Source organism: Glutamicibacter sp. NPDC087831, from assembly GCF_044742845.1.
GTDB lineage: Bacteria > Actinomycetota > Actinomycetes > Actinomycetales > Micrococcaceae > Glutamicibacter.
Window position 1 is genome coordinate 709,485 of record NZ_JBIUVH010000002.1, and the last position, 22,028, is coordinate 731,512.

A 22,028-nucleotide genomic window follows, 5' to 3' on the forward strand; every position below is an offset into this window, starting at 1 on the left:
GCAAGGGCGGCCAGCTCGCTGGGAGCCGACCGCCCATTGGAGTTATTGCGCCAGGGCAGGCGCCTTGGCCAGCAACTCTTCGATCTTCGCTTTGCACCCGCCGCATCCGGTGCCCGCACGGCAGTTCTCGCCGACCTCGGCGAGGGTGGTGCAACCAGCGCCTACAGCATGGGCTACCTGGCCGTAGGTAGCGCCCGAGCAGCGGCACAGCTGATCATCATCGCTGGGGATAGCAGCGATTTGATCCGTTGCCGGATCATCCAGCCGCAACAGGTTGGAGCGGTCTTCAGGCAAGGCGGTGGCCCGTTCATACGCCAGCACGAGTTCGGCACTGGTTTGCGGCAATCCCATGGCCAGGAATCCGGTGACCGTATCCTGCCGGGTGACGATCTTCAGATAGCGTCCGCGCGCAGGGTCCGCATAGATTGTCGCCTGCAGATCGGTATCGTCCCAATAACCGGCGCTGATATCGCCGGCGGCGGTCAGCTCGATGCCTTGCCCCTTGAGCATCAATACATCAGAAGCAGAGAAGTCCGGGGCAACAAACGGATCGGATGCCCCAGAACCAGTCAGCCGCAACAATTGCTGGGACAACCATGCGGCTTGGGCCCAGCCCGGGGCCAGCAATCCGACCGGTGGCTGTCCTGCAACTTCGGCACAGTCACCGACGGCGAAAATTCGCTGCTCGGTATCGGCGCAAAGGAATTCATCAGTCTTAATACCGCGGCCCACCGGTAATCCGCAGCCCGAGGCCAGCTCTGTTCTGGCTCTCACACCCGTGGAAATGAGCAGGGCATCAGCCTGGATCAGTCCGTGGGTGGAAGTCATCAGGCCGGTGAAACCCTGTGCATCCTTCTGAATGCCACTGGCCTTCGCACCGGGGATCACCTCGACACCTGCTTCACGCAGATTACGTGTCAGCAGCGCCCCTCCATCCGCATCCACGACGCGTCCCAAGGGAGCCGGACCATGATGCACCAGCACCGGTTGCGCGCCGGTGCGCGCAATGGCCAAGGCCGCCTCGATACCCAGAACTCCGCCGCCGAGAATCAAAATGCGCTGGCCAAGATCGATTGATTTGCGCAGCTGGTGGGCGTCATCCACCGTGCGCAGGGCGAAGACTCCGGCTGGCAGTGAAGCATCAGCGTGCGGATCGAAATTCAGGCCGTTGAGCGTGGGGATCACCGCCCGGGCGCCGGTGGCGAACACAAGCCGGTCGTAGGACACATAGTCATTGCCGCCCAGATGGATCCGGCGCCGTGAGCGATCGATGCCGGTAGCCTGCACGCCCAAGCGCACGTCGACTCCGGCATCGGCCAAGCGCTGCGGATCCACCATGCCCAGGTGTTCGAACTCGGCGGCTCCGGCTGCCAGTTCAGCGAGCAGCACACGGTTGTAGGCCAGGTGGTCTTCGGCGCTGATGATGGTGATGGCGCAGTGGCCGGCCGCCGTTGCCGGGAGCAGCCCTTCGACAAGGGACGCGGCGACGGGGCCGAAGCCAATGATGATAATGCGTTGCGGGCGTTGCTCGTTCATTGTTCCTCTTTCACAGCGCTCAGCGAAACATGGGCGTGCTTGAATTCCGGCATCTTGCTGTGCGGGTCGACCTTCGCCTCGGTCAGCAGGTTTGCGGTACCGGAATCCGGGTAGTGGAAGGGCAGGAAGACCGTGTCCAGCCGGGCATCAGCGGTCAGCAGCGCGCGGGCGGTGACTTCCCCGCGTTCATTGCTGATCACGACCTTTTGTCCTTGGGCAATCTGGTGGGCTAGGGCTGTGGCCGGATGGATTTCCAGCAGCGGTTCCGGAGCGGCCTGGGCCAGCTCGGGGACCCGGCGCGTCTGGGCGCCAGACTGGTAGTGCTCCAGCAGCCGGCCGGTCACCAGGGACACGGCCGCGTTGTTCTTCCGGGGTCCCGGTTGGAAAGCAACTGGCACCAGCACTGCACGCCGATCCGCATGCGCAAAACCGTCAAGGAATAGCCGAGGGGTTCCATTGCGGATGCCGCGCCCGGCCTTCACTTCGGTGCCTGCAGGGCACGGCCAGTAGATGGCCGCCCCGGCATCGAGGTCATCCCAAGGCACCCCCGAGTAGTCCGCCAGGCCACCGGCCGAAGCCAATTTGAGTTCTTCGAAAACTTCCCGCGGATCGGGGGAGAAGTGGCCGGGAGCATCCAGCCGCTGGGCGAGCTGGGCGAGGATCCACAGTTCGCCGCGCGCATGTTCCGGTGCCGCCAAGGCAGCGCGGCGGCGCAGGATCCGCCCCTCCAAGTTGGTCATGCTGCCTTCTTCTTCAGCCCATTGCAGCACCGGCAAGACCAGGTCCGCTCGGGCTGCGGTCTCCGAGAGGAAAAAGTCGCAGACCACCAGGAAATCCAGCCTGGACAGTGCGTGGATCACGCGCGACGCATCGGGTGCGGAGATCACCGGGTTGGCCCCGTGGACCATCAGCATGCGCGGACCGGTGGGGGTACCTAGCGCGTCGAGGAGTTCAACGGCGGGAAGCCCGGGACCGGGAATGGTTTCGGGGTCAACACCCCAGACGCGGGCTACCTGCGCACGGTGTTCCGGGTCGGTGATCTTGCGGTAGCCGGGAAGCTGGTCGCACTTTTGCCCGTGTTCCCGACCGCCCTGCCCGTTGCCCTGGCCGGTGATGGTGCCGTAGCCGCCGGCCAAGGTTCCGGGCAAGCCGAGCAGCAGCGCGAGGTTGAGCGCGGCGGTTACCGTATCGGTGCCGTTGGAATGCTGCTCGATGCCGCGGCCGGTGAGGATGTAGACGGGCTTGCCGCCGGCCTTCGCTTCGCTGGCCGCCTGCGCCAAGGCCCGGGCGGTGTGCCGGATCTGCTCGGCAGGAACGCCGGTGACCTGGGCGGTGCGTTCTGGCCACCAGCTGGCCAAGGACGCTTTCACTGCATCGAAACCGTTAGTGCGGGCGGCCACGTAGCTGGTATCGGCCAGGGACTCGGCCACCAGCACGTGGGCCAAGCCCAGCAGCAGCGGAAGGTCGGTGGCGGGGGTCGGCTGCAGGTGCCAGCCAGCATTATCGGCGCAGAGCTCGGCTGTAGCTGAACGGCGCGGATCAACCACGATCAGCCCGCCGTTCTCACGGGCCCCGGCCAGATGCCGGACAAAGGGCGGCATGGTATCGGCCACGTTGGAACCGAGCATCAGGATCATCCCGGCCGAATCCAGATCAGCCAGCGGGAAAGGCAATCCCCGGTCCAAGCCGAAGGCGCGGTTGGTGCCGGCGGCCGCCGAGGACATGCAGAACCGTCCGTTGTAGTCGATCCGCGAGGTACCTAGGGCCAGCCGCGCGAACTTGCCCAGCTGGTAGGCCTTTTCATTGGTCAGCGACCCGGAACCGAAGACCGCGAGTGCGTCGGCTCCGGAGTCGGCCCGGATGCCTAGCGCCTTTTCGGCAACCAGATCCAGCGCATGCTCCCAGCTAACCGGGGCAAAGCTTCCATCGGGCTGGCGGAGCAGGGGTGATTGCAGGCGTTCTGGGTGATCGAGCAGCGTGGCGGCGCTATAGCCTTTGCGGCACAGCGCCCCGCCGTTGGTCTCGAAGTCCCGTCCCCTCAGGCTCACCGGTTCGGTGCCGTGATCCTGCTGGTTGGGTTCCAAGGTGATGCCGCACTGCAGGGCGCAATAGGGGCAATGAGTGTCGGTCATCCTAGACTCCGTGCTGGGCGAAACGGGTGCCTGAGCGTGCATAGGCGAACCATGCGGTGGCCATGAGCAGCAGGTAGACCGCGATGAAGATGATGAACGCCGTGGTGTAGGCGCCGGTGCTGGATACGGACAGGCCCAAGGCCTGGGGAATCAGGAAGCCGCCGTAGGCGCCAATGGCCGAGATCAAACCGAGAGCGGCGGCCGCCTTGCGCGAAGAATCCACCTGGCTTGCCTGTTTTCCCTCGTCGCTCAGGGCAAAGACTGCCGGGATCATGCGGTAGGTCGAGCCATTGCCGATGCCGCTTGCGGTGAAGAGCAGCAAGAACAGGAAGAGGAACATCCAGAAGTTGGCCCGTGGCAGGCTGAGCACTAGCGCAGCGGTAATCAAGGCCATGGCTCCGAAAGTCGCCACGGTGATGCGTGCGCCGCCGAGCTTGTCAGCGATCTTGCCTCCGTATGGACGGGCCAGGGACGCGACCAGCGGACCAAGGAAAGCCAAGGTGATGGTTGCGGTGCCCAACGGCAAGGCCGCGTATTCGGGGAAAGTGTCAACGATCAGCTTGGGGAATACTGCCGAGAATCCAATGAAGGAGCCGAAGGTTCCCACATACAGGGCGGAGATGATCCACAGGTGCTTTACCTTCAGGCAGGCAATGGCGCCGCGGATATCTGAGCGGGCCGACGACAGATTGTGCATGTATTTCCAGGCACCCCATGCGGAGAGCAGAATCAACGGGATCCAGAGCATGCCTGCCAGCGGAAGCTGCAACGCCCCGGCGGCGAAGACCGTGACAATGACCGGTACAAGCAGCTGGGCGACCGCCGCGCCGAGGTTGCCGCCGGCGGCGTTGAGGCCCAACGCCCATCCCTTGCGGGAAGCGGGGTAGAAATAGGTGATATTAGCCATCGAGGAAGCGAAATTTCCGCCGCCGAAGCCGGTCAGCGCCGCAAGGCTGAGCATCACCCAGAATGGCGTGGACGGATCAGCCAGGGCCAGCGAAATGCCGCCGGCCGGAATCAGCAGGAGCAGCGCGGAAATGACCGTCCAGTTGCGCCCGCCGAAACGGGCCACCATGAACGTGTAGGGGATGCGCAGTGTGGCACCGACGAGGCTCGGGATGGAGATCAGCCAGAACAGCTGCGTGGTGCTGTAGCTGAATCCCGCTGCTGGAAGATAGACCACGACAATGGCGAAAAGCTGCCAAACGCTGAATCCGAGGAACTCGGCGAAGATGGACCACTTGAGGTTTTGGCTGGCTACCGCAGATCCGGTGCGCTTCCAGAATTCTGGATCCTCCGGGGTCCAGTTGCTGACCCAGCGTCCCGGTTGCACTTGCAGTGCCTGCGATGTGTCAGATGCTTCTAGCTGTGCGCTCACGTTATCCGGTCCCTTCTCTAGCACTTGATGCATCTGAGCTTCTCAAAGAGGTATTTCGCCTAGGTGCTCAGGTTGTTGCGCCGAAGGGAACTTAAATTCACCCGCCGGATCGGTGCGCCGATAGGCGGCTGTAATGTGTTGGAAACCCGAGCGCCGGGGCAACGATCCAGCTTAGGGATTCGCGGTGCTGGAGGGAGGGGCCAGTCCCGTCGGATCGCTGCTAGTGGGAGAGGGGATGAGCGGCAAGACGGCAAGTTTTTGTTCATGATGCGAAAAAGAGATTTCAAAAGAAGTGTTGCGCGCGTCACAATCCGCTGATAATCTCGTAGCTGTCTATGGCGGGCACCCACCTGATGGGTCGCTATCTACCGGGCATGCAACTGATCGATTTCAGGTGACAAGCGCAACCGGTAGCTAGCGCCAAGCAGCGCGCTGCGGTTCTCTTGTCCAAAGCATGAGGAGCCACGCGATGAGCGTTACTACCACTGGCCAAGACTATCTTTCGATGGCCATCGATATTGCCACCACAAATGTCCACAACGCCGGCGGGCCTTTCGGCGCCGTCGTGGTCGCCCCCGACGGCCAGGTCTTCGAAGGGGTCAACCGCGTCACGGCCAACAATGATCCATCGGCGCACGCCGAAGTGGTGGCCATCCGCACCGCGGCCGCCGCCTTGGGGACCTTCGACTTGAGCGGCTGCGTGCTCTACAGCAGCTGCGAACCCTGCCCAATGTGCCTGGCCACCTCGCTGTGGGCCCGCATCGGCAAGGTCTTCTTCGCGGCCAACAGGCATGATGCGGCTGCCGCCGGATTCGACGACGCGGTGTTCTACGACTACTTCGAAGCAAAATCCAACCGCTCGCTGATGCCGGTGAACTGCTTCCAGTCCGAAGGCGGCGAGCACCTGTTGCCGTTCAAGGCATGGGATTCGCAAGAATCCCGGACCGACTACTAAATGTCCAGGACCATGACCACGACAAGTCGCTTGCCAGCTGGCCCCCAGGGCGCGCAGCGCGGCAGCAAGCCGCGCCGGCCGGGTGGGCCGGGCGGCATCCTGGATGCGTTCTTCAGCATCACCGAACGCGGGTCCACGCTGGCGCGGGAATTGCGCGGCGGGATCGTCACCTTCTTCACGATGGCCTACATCGTGATCCTCAACCCGCTGATCCTCGGCGGATTCAGCGCCGAGGCCGCACCCGTGGATGTGGCCGGCAACTGGCTTCCGGCCGCGCAGGTCGGGGCCATGACCTCGCTGACTGCCGGGGCCATGACCATCCTGTTCGGGCTGATCGCCAACCTGCCCTTCGGCCTGGCCGCCGGGCTGGGCATCAACTCCTTCCTGGCCGTCTCGGTGATCCAGGACGTCACCTGGCCCGAGGCCATGGGACTGGTGGTGGTCAACGGCGTGCTGATCGTCCTGTTCGGGATGACCGGGGTGCGTACCGCGATCTTCCGGGCCATCCCCAAGGACCTGAAGGCCGCCATTACGGTGGGCATCGGGCTGTTCATCACCTTCATCGGGTTCGTGGACTCCGGCTTCGTTACCCGTACCGCCGCCGGGCCTCCGGTGCAGCTGGGCGATGGCGGGTCGATCGTCTCGATCCCGACCATGGTCTTCGTGGTGGGGTTGCTGATCATGGGTGCGCTGGTGGCCCGCGGGGTGCAGGGCGCGATCCTGATCGGCATCGTGATCTCCACGGTGCTGGCGATGATCGCCGAGCTGGTGTTCAGGATCGGGCCAGCCGGCGCGGATAACCCGCATGGCTGGCACCTGAACATGCCGGTGCTGCAGGGAAATATCGTCTCGTTGCCGGATTTGTCGCTGGCCGGGGAGTTCGACCTGTTCGGATCCTTCGGGCGGATCGGCGCGCTGGCGGCGACGATGCTGGTGTTCACCTTGGTGTTCACGAACTTCTTCGACGCCATGGGCACCATGACCGGACTGGCCAAGAATGCCGGTCTGGCGCGCAAGGACGGCACCTTCCCGCGGCTGAAGGCCGCATTCGTGGTCGAGGGCCTGGGCGCGGTGGCTGGAGGCATGGGCTCGTCCTCCTCGAATACCGTCTACGTGGATTCGGCGGCCGGCATCGGGGAAGGGGCGCGCACCGGGCTGGCTTCGGTCATCACCGGGGTGCTGTTCCTGGGTTCGATGTTCTTCACGCCGCTGACCTCGGTGGTTCCCATCGAGGTGGCTGCCGCGGCACTGGTTCTGGTGGGCACCTTGATGTGCGCGCAGATCCGCGAGATCAACTTCAAGCGGTTCTCCAGCGCCATGCCGGCGTTCCTCACCCTGATCACCATGCCGCTGACCTACTCCATTGCCAATGGCATTGGCGCAGGGTTCATCGCCTGGGTGGTGGTGAACGCCGCGGCCGGGCGGTACGCCAAGATCCACCCGCTGCTGTGGGTGGTGGCGCTGGGCTTCCTGGTGTACTTCGCACGGGGCCCGATCACGGCCCTACTGGCCTGAGCTGATACGGGCTATAGTAAGGATCCACTGAGGTGAGGTGGCTCACCTTGATGGTTTGCGTGGATGTGAATGATCCGAATTCTGGAGGGTAATCATGGGCGGATGCCTCGCCTGGTCCAAGGGCCAGATCGCGCACGGAAACTGATCCCGCCGCAGCACGCGGCGGCGCCCTGGACGAGCCTGGAACCTCCGGCAGGGCGCCAGATCCCACCCATCATCCAATTCATTCATGGTGCGCCGGGCGATACCCGGGCGCAGGAGGTGTCAACGGCATGAGCGCCGAGGCAACGCAAGAGACAAAATGCCAGGTTACGGTCAACGGAAAGGTCCGGGAATTCGACGGGCCGCCGCATACCAACGCGCTGGATTTCCTGCGCGGGCAGCAATTGATCGGATGCAAGGAAGGCTGTGCCGAGGGCGAGTGCGGCGCCTGCTCGATCCTGGTGGCCCGCAGCGATGGGGAAGGCAGCAGGTGGACGGCGGCCAACGCCTGCCTGCTGCCGGCCGCGGCGCTCGACGGCCAGGAAATCATCACCTCCGAAGGGCTGGGCAGCGTCGCGGCGCTGCATCCGGTGCAGGAAGAGATGGCCAACCGCGGCGGATCCCAGTGCGGTTATTGCACCCCCGGATTCGTCTGCTCCATGGCCGCCGAATACTACCGCCCCGAGCGGACCGCCAATCCCGCAGTCAGCGCGGGTGATGGCGGGGAGCACGAGTGCGGACCGAATGGATTCGACCTGCACGCACTGTCGGGCAATCTCTGCCGCTGCACCGGATACCGCCCGATCCGCGACGCCGCCTACGCGCTGGGCGAGCCCGAGCCGGATGACCCGCTGACTGCCCGGACCCAGCACCGGGCCCCGGCACCGGTGGCCACCGACATCCAGCGCGCCGATACCCCTACCGGGGACCTGGGCCGCTTCCGCCGGCCGGCGGACCTGGACCAGGCACTGCAGATCCTGTCAACCGAACCGCAGACCGTACTGGTGTCCGGTGCCACCGACTGGGGCGTGGAGGTCAACATCAAGGGCGCCCGCGCCCGCTCGGTGCTGGCCATCGACCGGCTGCCCGAGCTGCGCCAGATCCACTGGAACGAGCAGTACCTTGAATTGGGTGCAGGCTGCACCCTGAGCGAACTGGAACGCAAGCTCGCCGGGCAGGTTCCGCTGCTCTCCCAGCTCTTCGGGCAGTTCGCGTCAAGGCTGATCCGCAATAGCGCGACCATCGGCGGCAATCTGGGGACCGGCTCGCCCATTGGCGACACCCCGCCGGCGCTGCTGGCGCTGGAGGCCGAACTGGTCCTTTCCAGCATCCGCGGCAACCGGATGGTGGCGCTTTCGGACTACTTCACCGGCTACCGGCAGACCGTGCGCGAGCCGGGAGAGATGATCACCGCGATCCGCATCCCGTTGCCGCTGGCGCCGCTGACCAGCTTCCAGAAGATTTCCAAGCGGCGCTTCGATGACATCTCCTCGGTAGCCATCGGCTATGCGCTCACGGTGTCGGACGGCATGATTACCACGGCGAGGATCGGGCTGGGCGGCGTGGCCGCAACCCCGCTGCGCGCCGTGGCCACCGAAGCACTGTTGGAAGGCCAGCCGTGGAACCTGGAAACCATCCGGGCCGCGGCACGCACCATGGGCACCGAAGGAACCCCGATGGATGACCACCGGGCCAGCGCCAACTACCGCAAGGCCATGCTGGCCTCCTCGCTTGAACGGTTCTATGCCCAGCAGCTTGAACGCAGCTTGGAAGCAGGACAGGAGCAGAACTCATGAGCCAGCTATCCCAACGCCCCGACGCTCCGGTAGTCGGCCAGCGCCACCGCCACGAATCCGCCGCCGCGCACGTCACCGGTACCGCGCTGTATACCGACGACCTGGCCGCGCGCCTGGCCGGGGTTCTGCATGCCTACCCGGTGCAGTCCACCTGCGCCCATGGAAAAATCCTGGGCCTGGATGCCAGCGCGGCACAGCAGGTACCCGGGGTGGTCCGGGTCATCACCGCGAAAGACATCCCCGGGGTCAATGACCAGGGCGCCAAGCACGACGAGCCGCTGCTCCCGGTTCACGAGGTCATGTTCTTCGGCCAACCGGTGGCGTGGGTCCTGGGTGAAGACCTGGAAGCTGCCAAGGCCGGGGCCAAGGCGGTGCGCGTGGAGTACGAACCGCTGGACTCGCTGATCACCATCAAGGACGCGATCGCGGCCAACAGCTTCCACGGCATCCAGCCCGAGATCTCCAAGGGCGATCCGGAGGCCGCATTCGCGCAGGCGGCCCACGTTTTCGAGGGTGATTTCGAGTTCGCCGGCCAGGAGCACTTCTATCTGGAAACCCAGAACTCGCTGGCGATGGTGGATGAGAGCGGGCAGATCATGATCCACTGCTCCACCCAGCATCCCACCGAAACCCAGGACATCGTCTCGCATGTGCTGGGCATCGGCGCCCACGAGGTCACCGTGCAGGTATTGCGCATGGGAGGCGGCTTCGGCGGCAAGGAAATGCAGCCCCATGGCTATGCCGCGGTGGCGGCCCTCGGTGCGGTGCTCACCGGACGGCCGGTGCGGGTGCGGCTGGACCGCACCCTGGACATGACCATGACCGGCAAGCGCCACGGATTCCATGCAACCTGGAAAATCGGCTTCGACGGGCAGGGCAAGATCCTGGCCCTGCAGGCCCAGCTGACCGCTGACGGCGGGTGGAGCCTGGATCTGTCCGAACCGGTGCTGACCCGCGCGATGTGCCATATCGACAATTCCTATTGGATCCCGAATATCAGGGTCAACGGGCGCATCGCCAAATGCCATAAGACCTCGCAGACCGCGTTCCGCGGCTTCGGCGGTCCGCAGGGCATGCTGGTCATGGAAGACATCCTGGGCCGGGTGGCCCCGCAGCTGGGATTGGACGCCCGGGAACTGCGCCGCCGCAATTTCTACACTCAGGGACAGGACACCCCGTACTACCAGCCGGTCCGGCATCCCGAGCGCTTGGAGGCTGCTTGGACCCAGCTGCTCGGCTCGGCAGATATCGCCGCGCGCGAGGAGCAGATCGCAGAATTCAATGCCGGGCACGAGCACGCCAAAAGGGCGCTGGCGATGACGCCGGTGAAATTCGGCATCTCCTTCAACCTCACCGCCTTCAACCAGGGCGGCGCGTTGGTGCTGGTCTACAAGGACGGTTCGGTGCTGGTCAACCACGGCGGCACCGAAATGGGACAGGGCCTGCATACCAAGATGCTGCAGGTGGCCGCCACCGCCTTGGGCTTGCCGCTATCCAAGGTGCGCATTGCCCCCACACGCACCGACAAAGTGCCCAATACCTCGGCCACCGCAGCCAGCTCGGGCAGCGACCTGAACGGCGGCGCGGTCAAGGATGCGTGCGAGCAGATCCGCGGCCGGCTCGCGCAGGTGGCCGCCGGAAAATTGGGGGTTCCGGCGCAAGACCTGCGCTTCAGCGGCGGCAGGGTCACCGCGCTGGGCAAGAGCGAATCGCTGGGGTGGGAAGACGTGGTCAACGCCGCGTACTTCCAGCGGGTCCAGCTTTCGGCCGCCGGCTTCTACCGGACCGAAGGGCTGCATTGGGACCTGTCGCGGATGACGGGCAGCCCGTTCAAGTACTTCTCCTACGGGGTGGCGGCCAGCGAGGTGGAAGTCAGCGGCTTTGACGGCTCCTATGTGCTGCGCCGCGTGGATATCGTCCATGATGTGGGCGATTCGCTCTCGCCGCTGGTGGATCTGGGGCAGATCGAGGGAGGGTTCGTGCAGGGGGCTGGCTGGCTGACCCTGGAGGATTTGCGCTGGGACACCTCCGATGGCCCGGGCCGCGGACGGGTGGCCACCCAAGCCGCGAGCACCTACAAGATCCCGAGCTTCTCCGAGATGCCTGACGTCTTCAACGTCAGCTTGCTGGACAAGGCGCATGAGGAAGGCGCGGTCTACGGTTCCAAGGCCGTGGGAGAACCGCCGCTGATGCTCGCCTTCTCGGTGCGCGAGGCACTGCGGCAGGCCATTGCCTCCTTCGGCCGCTCCGGGCGTCCGGTGCCGCTGGCGTCCCCGGCGACTCCGGAAGCGGTGTTCTGGGCGATCGAAGCGGCGCGGGAGGAGCGGTAGCCATGCTGTCGTGGATTGAAGCTGTCACCGCGCTGCGCAATGAACGGCGTCCCGCGGTGCTGGCCACCATCACCGCGGTGCGCGGGCATGCCCCACGCGAGGCCGGCGCGAAAATGGTGATTGCCAGCCAGGAGATCTTCGGAACCATCGGCGGGGGCAACCTGGAAATGGCGGCCATGGAACGGGCCCGGCAGATGATCAGCGCGGGCGGGAACCAGCCGCAGAGCATCACCATGAAGCTCAGCGACAAGGCCCCGGCCAAGTACGGCAGGCAATGCTGCGGCGGCGAGATCACGGTGCTGCTAGAGCCCTTGCCGGTTCCTGCCACGGTGGCGATCTTCGGGGTGGGAAATGTGGGCATGGAATTGGCCCGCATTCTCGCCCGCCATGACCTGGAGCTGCATCTGGTTGATTCGCGCCCGGAATTCCTGGAGGACCTGCCGGCCCTTGAACCGAGCGTGGCGCGGATCCATTCGGCGGTGGCGGTGCTCGGGGAGCAGGTGCTCAGCTGCCTGCCGGAGGGAACGCACGTGCTGATCATGACGCACGATCATGCCGAGGATTTCCACCTGTGCGATGCCGCGTTGCGCCACCCGGGCTTGGGATCGATTGGATTGATCGGGTCGAGTGCCAAGTGGGCCCGCTTCCAGAAGAATCTGCGTGCCAGCGGCTTCAGCGACGAACAGATCGCGGCGATCCAGTGCCCCATTGGGATCGAGCAGGTGCGGGGCAAGCAGCCGGCGGTGATTGCGGTGTCCGTGGCTGCCGACTTGCTGGCGAGGATCACGTCCGGGGCAAAGCAGCCGGTGCGCAGCGCCTAGATGCGGGGCCGACGGGCGATTATGAGAATTGTCTAACGTGGGGAACAAGGAGCAATGCCGGGGAGTTTAAACAGGGGAGAGCGGTGCTTCGTGCACCGCGCCCGCAACGTCTAGGAGGCCAATTCCATGTCCATGTTCGACAAGCTGCTGCTCAAGGGCAAGCAAATGGCCGGCGAGTACGTCCGGGAACAGCTCAACCAGCGCGGCTCCAATAGCAATCAGCGCGGCTCCAATAACCAGCAACGCGGCTACCAGCAGAATCCCGGCGGCTACCAGCAGCAGCCGCAGCACCAGAACTACGGCGAGCGCGGCTACGGCAACCAGCCGGCCTCGGCACCGTCGCGCGAGGATCAGGCCGCGATCGAGAAGTACCGCTACATGCTCCGTACCGCTCCGCCGCAGGATATGGAACGCGCCCACGCCGAGGCTTTCGCCCGGCTGACCCCGCAGCAACGCGAACTGCTGCATCATGAACTCTCCGAGCAGTTGCCGCCGGCAGAACGCCCGATGAGCCAGGACCCAAGGGACCTGGCCCGTTCGGCAACCCGCGCGGAGATGTCGCGTCCCGGGTTCATGGACAAGATCTTGGGTTCCGGCGGCAAGGGACGGGGCATGGGCATGGCTGCCGGCGCGGCCGGCGGCTTGGGTGTCGGCCTGCTCGGCGGCGTGGCAGGTGCGTTCATCGGCACCGCCATTGCCGGACCGCTGCTTGATGGTTTCGCCGGTATCGGCGAAGAGTTCGGTTCCATGGCCGAGGGCCTGGGTGATACCGTATCCGGTGCCGGGGAACAGCTCTCCGCGGCCGGTGAAGGCCTGGGCGGCCAGGCCGAAGGCATGTTCGGGGACTTCCTCGGCGGTGCCGGTGGGGACTTCGGCGACTTCGAGTTCTAGTAACTGGTCTCAAGCCGGCAGCAACTGCGTGTTGCTGCCGGCTTTTTCGCGCACTGTCCAGGCCTGCGGACAAGCCGCTGGCTCAGCGGAACCCGAAGTGCCGGGACGGGCCTCAGCCGAGCTGGATGGCTTCGCGGACCCGGGTGATCTGTCCCGGGGTGACCTGGCAGCAACCGCCAATCAGGCGAGCACCCGCGGCCACGAGTTCAGGAACCGCTCCGGGCAAATCATTGCCTTCAGTTCCTGGGACCCACACACGAGCTTCGTGGTCCCAAATTTCTCCGCTATTCGGGTAGGCCGACAGCGGCAAGCCGGTTTCTTCTCCCAGGATCTGCAACGCGGCCACCGCTTGGGGTACCGGGCAGCAGTTCACGCCGACTGCGTCCCACACGCCGGATTCCTGAACGATTCCGGCTACGACTCGAAGATCGGTGCCATCGCCCAGAACCACTCGGCCTTGGTCATCGGCGCGCACCGCAAGGCTGAGCAACGCCGGGAGCTGCAGCTCACGAGCCAATACGGTCAATGCTTCTGCTTCTGCCAGGCTTGGCACGGTTTCAAAGATGACCAGATCGGCACCGGCGTCAGCCAGGATTTCCAAGCGCTTGCGGTGCCAGTTGGCCAGCTCGGAGGCCGTCTTGCGATAGGCGCCGTCGTATTCGGTCCCGGCGCCCGGTCCGGCACCGTAGGGACCCACCGAGGCGGCCACCCAGCGTGCTGCGTCCGCGCTCCCAGCGCTGGAGGCTTCTCGCGCCAGGCGCACGCTGGTGCGCAGCATTTGTTCCATCTTCTGCTCGGAGCCCACCTGAGCCAGGCCGTCATAGCTGACCTGGTAGGAGCAGGTCGTGGCAACTTGGGCGCCGGCAGCGAAAAAGTCCTGGTGTGCCGCGCGGACCTCTTCGGGGCGGTCCATGAGGATCTGCGCTGACCACAGGTGCCCGGTCACGTCATTGCCGCGATCGGCCAGATGGGTGCCGAGACCGCCGTCGAGGATGATTGGCGGGCTGCCTTCGGCGCGCAATGCGTCACGGAAATTGCTGGGGTGGTTTGGGATATGCACGTCATCGAGGGTACACGGCGAGTGCTTGGATGACCGACCTTGACGCCGTGTGACCACAGATGACATGCCCGTCCGGGACTGCCGTCCAAGCTCGATATCCTGCAAGCGCATTCATTCCACAAGGAGCCCCATGACCGAGAGCATCGTCAGCACCAACGAGACTGCACCAGCCGATTCCGGACTGCTAAGAACCATGACCTCGCGTCATCTGGTGATGATCGCTTTGGGCGGGGTGATCGGCTCGGGCCTGTTCGTTTCCTCCGGATACACCATTGCCCAAGCCGGGCCGCTGGGCGCGGTGCTGGCCTATGCAGTCGGAGCCTTGGTGGCCTACATGGTGATGAGCGGGCTGGGAGAGCTATCGGCGCGGCATCCGGTGGCAGGAGGATTCCATGCACACGCCACCCGTGATCTTGGACCAGCGTGGGGTTTTGCCACGGCGTGGCTCTACTGGCTGTGCTGGGCGGTAGCCCTGGCCAGCGAATTCACCGCAGCCGGGCTGCTGATGCAACGTTGGTTCCCCTCGATTTCCGTCTGGGTCTTCTCACTGGTTTTCGCTGCTTTGCTGTTTGCGCTGAATGCGACTTCATCCCGGGTCTTCGGCGAAACCGAATTCTGGTTTGCGCTGATCAAGGTGGCGGCGGTGCTGCTGGTGATTGTCGTTGGCGCCGCCACGATCATCGGCATCAACCCGGCCAGTGACGCCGGCGTGATTGGCCTGTCCAACTTCAGCACCGAAGGGGGACTGTTCCCTGCGGGGATTACCGGAGTACTGGTCACCGTCCTCTCGGTGTTCTACGCATTCAGCGGTACCGAGCTGATCGGCGTAGCTGCCGGCGAGGCGAAGAACCCGCAGCTGAGCATTCCGCGGGCCATCCGCACCGCCGTGGTTCGCTTGGCGGTGTTCTTCATCGGTGCCATCGTGGTCGTAGCCGCAATCATCCCGTTTGCCGAGGCGGGCGCGAATGAGAGTCCGTTCGTCACGGTCCTGGATGTCGCCGGCCTGCCAGCCGGTGCGGACATCATGAACTTCGTGATCATCACCGCCCTGCTCTCGGCAGGCAACTCCGGACTGTACTCATGCGCTCGCATGCTGCATTCCATGGGAGCCGCGGGTCAGGCGCCCAAAGCCCTGTCCAAGACCAACAGCAGGGGCATTCCGATGCTGGCCCTGAGCCTGTCGATCCTCGGCGGACTGGTATCGCTGTTCTCCAGCTTCATCGCGGCGCAGTCGCTCTTCATGGCTTTGGTATCCATTGCCGGGTTTGCGGTAGTAGCGGTGTGGATCGTGATCTGTGCATCGCATCTGTCGTTCCGCCGGCACTACGTAGCCCTGCATGGATCCACCGATTCCCTGCCCTATCGGGCACCATTGTTCCCGATTCTGCCGATCATCGCCTTGGTGCTGCTTGGCGCTTCACTGGTGGGCGTGGCTTTTGATCCAGTGCAGCGTCCAGCACTGTACTTCGGTGTCCCGTTCACCCTTGCCTGCTTGGCCTATTACCGCTGGCGCCATGGCGCTGGGGTGTTCAGCCCGCAGCGTGAAGCCGAAAGTGCGGGATCGTTCGCTGGAAACTGAACCGGCGCAGAGTCCTGCGGCCCTACTGTTCCACGAGTGGAAGGTGGACCAGGGTGCGTTGCCCGTTTTGCACCATGAATCCGCGGCCCGGCGGGAATTCGTGGCGCTTGACGCGCGGGAAGGGCACCTTGAACAGCGAGTCCCCGTCGTAGGCGTCGGGCTTGAGCGCGATGCCGTGGCGGTTGGACTTCAGTTCGCCGAGCAGTCCGAAGCTGGAGGAGAACGCGTTGATGTCTCCGTCGGCGATCAGGAAGTGGTCGGAGCGGTTGATGGCCTTGAGCAGTTCCTTGAGCGGGCGCTCGGCATCCGAATCGGCGAACTCGGTGAAGTTCTCCACAACGAACACGATCTTGCCCGGCATGGAATCGTCGGCGACTAGATCCAGCATGTCCTTGGCGAACTGCCGGGTCTGAGCCGGGCCCGAGGCCGCGCCGTTCCAAGTCCGCCAGCCGCGCAGCTCGGCGCGCCGGCCGCCAATGTGGAAGAACTGGGTGGCCGGGTTGGCGCGTTCCAGCGCGGTGACCATGGCGCGCATGGTGTTGGTCTTCCCGCTTTGCGGCGGCCCGGCGATGACGAAGGTGCCGATGGGCTCGAAGCCGCAGGGTGCGAGGGTGGCATCCGACAGGCCGATGGCCGGCTGCCCGTTGACCGTGTCGGGCAGCGCCGCCGCGGAGAATTCCTGCGGCAGCGACTCGACTCCGGCCGCCTGCGGGGCACCGGAAGCTGCCAGCTCTTGGGCCCAGCTGGTGGCCAGCGCGGTCTGCTCGGCCACGTTCGCGGTGCCGCCCAGCACGGCGATCTGCGCCTCGTGGCCCTTGATGATGGCGCGACCCGGGGCACTGCGTTCGCCCAGCACATCCTTGGCCACGCCCAGCACGTTGTAGGCCTGCTCGTCGGCCATGCGCAGCACCACGCGCTGGGTGATGTTCGCGCTGATCGCGGTGGGCACCGCGCCGAAGCGGTCGGCGGTGGTGACCACGTGCACGCCCAGCGGGCGGCCTTCGCCCACGATGCGCATGAACACCTGGTAGTACTCGCCGCGGCCGTGGCCCAGCTCCCAGTCGCTGCGGAACTGGCCGAAGCCGTCAATCAGCAAGAAGATGCGCGGCTCGGACAAGTCGCCGTTGACCTGGCGGTATTCGCTCAAGGAGGCGGCGTTCGCGGCCGCGTACCGGGCCGAGCGCTCATCGAGGTGCTCGGCCAGGATGCGGAAGACGCGCTGGATGCGCTCCACGTCATCGCCGCCGATCACCGCGCCGACATGCGGCAGCGGATCGAGCGACCGCAGCGAGCTGGTGCCGAATTCCAGCGCGTACACCGCCGCGGTGCCGGCCGAAGGGTTGGCTCCCGCGGCGATCGCGATGCTGCGCAGGGCCGCCGACTTGCCCGCGCCGGAGGTGCCGTAGACCAGCAGGTGGCCGTCGGTATCGGGTTCGAACCAGGCGGTTTCCTGGGCCTGGTGCTCGGGGATGTCGGCCAGGGCCAGCGGGATCCGGCTGTCCGAATCCGGGGCGAGCTCGCGCAAGTCCACAGTGGCCGAGAGATCATCGAGCCATGGCCGGCGCGGTGCCGGGATCCCGGCCCCGTTGGATGCCGCGATGAAGCTGGAGACCAGGCGCTTCTGGTCGTTCGGGCCGCTGTTCTCCTCGATGTCCGGTGTCCCCGATTCGGGCTGCTCCCAGACGCGCGCGCCGCCGAAGCGCAGGTCCTCCACCCGCACTTCGGCCGCTTCGGGCTCGTCGGTGGTCCAGCCTCCGGCGTAGCCGGACTGGAAGGGCACCAGCCGGCCCGGGCCGGTCTTGGCGATGCCGCGGCCGGGCAGCGACGGATCGAAGCCGGCGGCGATGGGGTCCTCCACCACGTCATTGGAGTCGGCGGCGTCGGCCATGCGCAGGGCCACGCGCAGGTTGGTATTGGCGCGCAGGTTGTCCTTGATCACCCCGGCCGGGCGCTGGGTGGCCAGGATCAGGTGGATTCCCAATGAACGGCCGCGCTGGGCGATGTCCACTACGCCGTCCACGAATTCCGGGACCTCCCCGGCCAGGGCGGCGAACTCGTCGACCACCAGGACCAGGGCCGGAGGGGTCTCCGGGTCCTGGCGCTTTTCCAGCTCCAGCAGGTCCTTGGCCTTCTTGCGGTGGAAGAGCTTCTCGCGGTGGTGAAGCTCGGCACGCAGGCTGGTCAGCGCGCGGCGGACCAGGTGCGGGGAGAGGTCGGTGACCAGCCCGACGCAGTGCGGCAGCTCCACGCAGTCGGCGAAGGCCGAGCCGCCCTTGTAATCCACGAAGAGGAAGGTGACCCGGTCGGGGCTGTATTCGGCGGCCATCGCCAGTACCCAGGCCTGCAGGAATTCGGACTTGCCCGAGCCGGTGGTGCCGCCTACCAGGGCGTGCGGGCCCTGGGTGCGCAGATCCAGGCTCATCGCATCCGGGGTGCTCTGGCCGATGTAGGCGCGCAGGGTTCCGGCGCGCTTGAGCCGCGGCCGGGGCCCGGTGGAGGCGCGGTCGATCACCGAGTTGTTCTGCTTCCAGCGCTCGAGCACCGCGTCCGGTGCTTCGGCCAGATCGGTGCCCAGGATGCGCAGCAGCGACACCGAGTCCGGGATATCCGAAGAGTCCGGGACCAGCGAGCTGGAGTCCACGATCGGGGCCAGCCGTCGGGCGAAGTGCTCGGCATGCTCGCGCGAGACCCCTTCCACGGTCACCTTGCGGGCTTCTTCGCCGGCGCGTACCCAACCCACGCGGGCATCCTCCAGGCCCCGGGTGACATCCACGAAGGTGCGGCAGGCCGCGGGCAGGGACTGGACGGTGGGGGCCACGAAAATCGTGTAGATGCCCACGGCCGGTCCCCGCTCGATGATCTGCGAGAGCCGGGCGCGGTCCACCGGGGCGTCATTGCTGACGAACAGCACCAGCGAGAGGTCCTTGGCTACCGGCAGGCTGGTGTTCTGCTCGCCGGCTTCCTTGCCCAGCTCCATGGAGGAATTGCGGGTGGACAGCGGGCCCAGCCGGTAGGAGGCCGGGTCGTTGCGCCGGGCGATGAGCTCTTCCAGGGCGTTGAGCAGCACGGTGCCCGAGGTCTGCGTATCGGCCAGCGCCAGCTGGGCCAGCGGGGAGCGCGGCCCGGTGGTGTGCGGCAGCCACTTGAACCATTCGAGGTCCCCGGTCCAGGCCGGGTCGATGATCGCGGCGGTGCACAGGTCGTTGGGGGCGTGCAGGCCGAAAAGCTGCACGGCCAGCGAACGCAGGACATCAGCGGACTGCAGCCGGGGCCCGGCAATGCCGATGGCGCCGGCAGAGGGCAACAGCTCGATGATCGGCACATCGTCGATCATCCGGTATTGCTCGGTGAGCTCTTCGACCCGTTCCACGTATTCCTGCAGCCCGGCCCGGTCAGCCAGCGGGGCCACGGTGGTACGGCTGCGGGCGGTTCCCGAGCCTAGCCGCAGGGAGAGGAAGTTCCAGTGCTCCGGGCGCCGGGTCCAGAGCAGCTGGCCCAGGGACTCGGCCTGCTCGAAGACCGTTGCGGTGGCAGGGGCTTCGCTGCGCCGGTGGGCGCGTTCGGCTTCCTCCCCGGCCAGCAGGCCATCTTCCAATGCCTCGAATTGCCGTTCGAAGGTCTCGATTTCCAGGCGCAGCTTGTTGTTGTTCTGGGTGCGCTGGCCGATCAGGTTGCCCAGCATCATCAGCGGCGAGACCAGCACCACGATTAGCGACAGCGCGCGCTGGGTCAGCGAGAAAATGGTCAAGCCCATGATCAGCGGTGCGAAGATCATCGGCCAGGGGAAGAGCTTGGGGCTGGCTTCCTGCGGGATCGCCGGGCGAGGCAGTTCCTCGCCGGGGTAGCGGATCTCCACCCGCGGGGAGCGGTTGAAGAGGATCGAGCCGCCCATCTCGTAGACCGGGGACTGCCCCGTGGCGGTCCCGTGCAGCAGCTCGAAGTAGACATCCGTGGCGCCCAGGGTGATCAGCTGGCCGGGGATCACCGAGACGCGCTGGGCCAACCCGCCATCCACTAGGATGCCGTTGGCGGAGTTCAGGTCCACCAGCTCGATCTTGCTGCCCACCTCGATGCGCGCATGCCGGGTGGAGACCATGCGGTCGTTGAGCACCACGGTGGCCTTCTCCGAGCGCCCCACATAGGAGGTGCCGGCGGGCAGCGCGAAGGCCATGCCGGCATCCGGGCCGTTGGCTACTCGCAGCACCGCGGCCGCCGAGCCGCCCGAGACGAAGGCATCGGTAGTCGGCACGACTTCGATGGTGAAGCCCGAACCCAGTTCCGCCTCGGCCAGCGGGGTGTGCGGATCGAGCTGCACCGGCGCGGTGCCGGTGGCCGTGACCAGCAGCGTGGGATGCTCGGGAACCTGCTCCCCGGCCAGGGCGCGGGCGGCATCTCCCACGGTGGCGGTCGCATCGCAGGTCAGGATGACGTCCACGGTGCTGGTGTCCGGTTGCCTGAGCGTGGCCTTGATTTTCACTTGGCGGTCTCCTGGAAGGTAATGCGGAAGGTGCGGCTGCCGACTTGGACGACGTCACCGTCATTCAGATGCAGGCGGACATGGGGCGGTGCATTGTGCGGGGCGCGGGAGGCGACGATGACCTGGGTGCCATTGCTGGATCCCAGGTCCATGATCCAGGCATTCGCCCCGTCGCAGCCGAAGGCCAGGTGCGTTTTGGACATCAGACGTTCCGGGTCCTTCAGCGCGACCAGCAGTTCATTGCCGGTGCCCGCGGTGGCCTGGGGCGCACGCCCGATCAGCCCGGATTCGGGAACCGGGATGTAGGACCCGTCGTCGAAGGCGAAGGCCGCGCGGCGGACGATTCCCAGACCTTGCTCCGAAGGCGAATGCCAGTCGCTGTTTTGCGCCCCGACAATGCCCGCGGTGGACCGGGCACGCGAAGGCACGGCGGCCTCTTCGCGCCCGGCGTCATCTTCGATCGTGCCCAGCGGCGGCAGATGCTCGGAAATGTCCCGGTCCGGGCGCGAGAGCAGGTATTCGGCACGGGCCAGCGCCCGCGGGTTGGTGGGGTCCAGTCCATTGCGGATATCGACCACATAGGTCTGGGCAATCTTGTCCAGCCAGCCGCGGCCGTGCTCCTTGTCGAACAGGCAGGAGACCAGTAGCAGGACGGGGCCGATGAGCGGGATGAGATGGCTGAGCAGGAAGGCGAAAGACGCGACCATAACGCGGGGGAAACCCGGTGCGGCGAAGCGGCCCAGTCCGGTGGCGCGCAGTCGCATCGCGGACTTGCCGGGCGAAGAGCCCTTGCGGCTGTTCATCGTGAGCAAGACAATCAGGTAGACCAGCAATAGCAGGGCGCTGACCGCGGACAGGACCAGCGGAACGGTGGAGTACTGCCCAGTCACCCGGAAAATCACGTAACCGATGCCGGCGGGCAGCAATGCAGCCAGCGAAATAGCGTAGTCGATAAGGTAGGACCAAATGCGCAGGCGTGCTTCGGCCGGCCGCATTCCGAGGGTGGAGGATTTGGCGAGGGCTGCTGCTGAAACGACGTCCATGGGACCTTTCTACTTCAGTTCAATGCCGGACTGCCACGGGGAGTTCTCCCCATTGAACGGAGGCCATCTGCCACATTATTCTAGACTGTGAACGAACTAGAGTGGCCCGGCAAGCGGGCCAGTCGACGAGTTGAGGAGCATTGTTGTGACTGATTTCAAGGCCAATTACGGCGAAATGGAAGCCATGGCATCGAAGCTTGATACCGGGCGCGAAGACCTGGATGGCGTTCTTGAGCAGCTACAGTCCGGCGTGGACAAGCTGCTGGGCGAAGACTTCACCACCGAGCACGCTTCGGGCCAGTTCGGCGAAGGCTACAAGGACCTGAACGATGGCTTGAAGAAGGCTTTCGACGGCATCAATGACATGGCCATCGCCCTGCGCGACATGATGGAGCAGATCCAGGACACCGACCGTTCCATGGCTGGCAAGTAGGACCATTTTTTACGGGGTAATGTGGCCGCCTTGGGAAATTACGGGCGGCCACATTTTTCTTGCACCGCCTGATCCTTGAATACCGAATTGTCTTGCAGCG

At 65.5% G+C, this 22,028-nt stretch carries 14 protein-coding genes; 8 read left to right on the plus strand and 6 right to left on the minus strand.

What is annotated here, in order from left to right; all coding sequences use genetic code 11:
- Nucleotides 1–42: 42 nt before the first annotated feature.
- The 3 genes from ACIOJF_RS09825 to ACIOJF_RS09835 are packed head-to-tail and all read right to left on the minus strand — an operon-like array spanning nt 43 to nt 5,079.
- Nucleotides 43–1,536 carry an FAD-dependent oxidoreductase gene (locus ACIOJF_RS09825; protein ID WP_402741586.1) on the minus strand — a complete coding sequence of 498 codons (1,494 nt, stop codon included), beginning with the start codon at nt 1,534–1,536 and terminating at the stop codon, nt 43–45.
- On the minus strand, nt 1,533–3,668 hold the full coding sequence (locus ACIOJF_RS09830) for a molybdopterin oxidoreductase family protein (protein ID WP_402741587.1): 2,136 nt from the start codon (nt 3,666–3,668) through the stop codon (nt 1,533–1,535). The genes ACIOJF_RS09825 and ACIOJF_RS09830 overlap by 4 nt, the downstream gene beginning before the upstream one ends.
- Nucleotide 3,669: 1 nt before the next feature.
- Nucleotides 3,670–5,079, minus strand: a complete 1,410-nt coding sequence (locus ACIOJF_RS09835) for an MFS transporter (RefSeq protein ID WP_402741588.1) — start codon at nt 5,077–5,079, stop codon at nt 3,670–3,672.
- A gap of 436 nt (nt 5,080–5,515) precedes the next feature.
- On the opposite strand from ACIOJF_RS09835, the gene ACIOJF_RS09840 reads away from it, so the two are divergent.
- The 6 genes from ACIOJF_RS09840 (at nt 5,516) to ACIOJF_RS09865 (ending at nt 13,336) form a co-directional block, all read left to right on the plus strand.
- On the plus strand, nt 5,516–6,001 hold the full coding sequence (locus ACIOJF_RS09840; RefSeq protein ID WP_105656196.1) for a nucleoside deaminase: 486 nt from the start codon (nt 5,516–5,518) through the stop codon (nt 5,999–6,001).
- Nucleotides 6,002–6,013: 12 nt separating this feature from the next.
- Nucleotides 6,014–7,516, plus strand: coding sequence for an NCS2 family permease (locus ACIOJF_RS09845; RefSeq protein ID WP_402735085.1), 1,503 nt, complete (start codon nt 6,014–6,016; stop codon nt 7,514–7,516).
- Nucleotides 7,517–7,788: 272 nt separating this feature from the next.
- Nucleotides 7,789–9,294 (plus strand): xanthine dehydrogenase small subunit, encoded by a 1,506-nt coding sequence (locus ACIOJF_RS09850; RefSeq protein WP_105662033.1) that lies wholly within the window; start codon nt 7,789–7,791, stop codon nt 9,292–9,294.
- Nucleotides 9,291–11,624: a xanthine dehydrogenase molybdopterin binding subunit gene (gene xdhB, locus ACIOJF_RS09855; RefSeq protein ID WP_402741589.1), complete on the plus strand. Its 2,334-nt coding sequence runs from the start codon at nt 9,291–9,293 to the stop codon at nt 11,622–11,624. Before ACIOJF_RS09850 ends, xdhB begins: the two co-directional genes overlap by 4 nt.
- A 2-nt stretch (nt 11,625–11,626) precedes the next feature.
- Nucleotides 11,627–12,445: a xanthine dehydrogenase accessory protein XdhC gene (xdhC, locus tag ACIOJF_RS09860; protein WP_388023360.1), complete on the plus strand. Its 819-nt coding sequence runs from the start codon at nt 11,627–11,629 to the stop codon at nt 12,443–12,445.
- 126 nt (nt 12,446–12,571) lie between these two features.
- Nucleotides 12,572–13,336, plus strand: coding sequence for a hypothetical protein (locus ACIOJF_RS09865; RefSeq protein ID WP_402741590.1), 765 nt, complete (start codon nt 12,572–12,574; stop codon nt 13,334–13,336).
- Between the two features lie 112 nt (nt 13,337–13,448).
- On the opposite strand, the gene mmuM is transcribed toward ACIOJF_RS09865, so the two are convergent.
- Nucleotides 13,449–14,396 (minus strand): homocysteine S-methyltransferase, encoded by a 948-nt coding sequence (gene mmuM / locus ACIOJF_RS09870; RefSeq protein ID WP_332488561.1) that lies wholly within the window; start codon nt 14,394–14,396, stop codon nt 13,449–13,451.
- A gap of 130 nt (nt 14,397–14,526) precedes the next feature.
- Between mmuM and ACIOJF_RS09875 the strand changes: the two genes are divergently transcribed.
- A complete protein-coding gene (locus ACIOJF_RS09875) occupies nt 14,527–15,975 on the plus strand; it encodes an amino acid permease (RefSeq protein ID WP_105656203.1) in 1,449 nt (482 codons plus the stop codon).
- Nucleotides 15,976–15,997: 22 nt separating this feature from the next.
- Here the strand turns inward: ACIOJF_RS09875 and ACIOJF_RS09880 are convergent, their stop codons facing one another.
- Together ACIOJF_RS09880 and ACIOJF_RS09885 are read right to left on the minus strand one after the other, a co-directional pair.
- The gene (locus ACIOJF_RS09880) at nt 15,998–20,452 is read right to left on the minus strand and encodes an FtsK/SpoIIIE domain-containing protein (RefSeq protein WP_402741591.1); all 4,455 of its coding nucleotides are present in this window, start codon (nt 20,450–20,452) and stop codon (nt 15,998–16,000) included.
- The gene (locus tag ACIOJF_RS09885; protein ID WP_402741592.1) at nt 20,449–21,495 is read right to left on the minus strand and encodes an RDD family protein; all 1,047 of its coding nucleotides are present in this window, start codon (nt 21,493–21,495) and stop codon (nt 20,449–20,451) included. The genes ACIOJF_RS09880 and ACIOJF_RS09885 overlap by 4 nt, the downstream gene beginning before the upstream one ends.
- Nucleotides 21,496–21,640: 145 nt before the next feature.
- Here ACIOJF_RS09885 and ACIOJF_RS09890 point away from each other — a divergent pair, with 145 nt between their 5' ends.
- A complete protein-coding gene (locus ACIOJF_RS09890; RefSeq protein WP_066141890.1) occupies nt 21,641–21,928 on the plus strand; it encodes a WXG100 family type VII secretion target in 288 nt (95 codons plus the stop codon).
- The last annotated feature ends 100 nt before the right edge of the window (nt 21,929–22,028 follow it).

Coding starts and splice junctions, on each gene's coding strand:
- ACIOJF_RS09830 (WP_402741587.1), bottom strand. CDS start 3,668: ATGACCGACACTCATTGCCCCTATTGCGCCCTGCAGTGCGGCATCACC.
- ACIOJF_RS09865 (WP_402741590.1), top strand. CDS start 12,572: ATGTCCATGTTCGACAAGCTGCTGCTCAAGGGCAAGCAAATGGCCGGC.
- ACIOJF_RS09875 (WP_105656203.1), top strand. CDS start 14,527: ATGACCGAGAGCATCGTCAGCACCAACGAGACTGCACCAGCCGATTCC.
- ACIOJF_RS09835 (WP_402741588.1), bottom strand. CDS start 5,079: ATGCATCAAGTGCTAGAGAAGGGACCGGATAACGTGAGCGCACAGCTA.
- xdhC (WP_388023360.1), top strand. CDS start 11,627: ATGCTGTCGTGGATTGAAGCTGTCACCGCGCTGCGCAATGAACGGCGT.
- xdhB (WP_402741589.1), top strand. CDS start 9,291: ATGAGCCAGCTATCCCAACGCCCCGACGCTCCGGTAGTCGGCCAGCGC.
- ACIOJF_RS09825 (WP_402741586.1), bottom strand. CDS start 1,536: ATGAACGAGCAACGCCCGCAACGCATTATCATCATTGGCTTCGGCCCC.
- ACIOJF_RS09850 (WP_105662033.1), top strand. CDS start 7,789: ATGAGCGCCGAGGCAACGCAAGAGACAAAATGCCAGGTTACGGTCAAC.
- ACIOJF_RS09840 (WP_105656196.1), top strand. CDS start 5,516: ATGAGCGTTACTACCACTGGCCAAGACTATCTTTCGATGGCCATCGAT.
- ACIOJF_RS09885 (WP_402741592.1), bottom strand. CDS start 21,495: ATGGACGTCGTTTCAGCAGCAGCCCTCGCCAAATCCTCCACCCTCGGA.
- ACIOJF_RS09845 (WP_402735085.1), top strand. CDS start 6,014: ATGACCACGACAAGTCGCTTGCCAGCTGGCCCCCAGGGCGCGCAGCGC.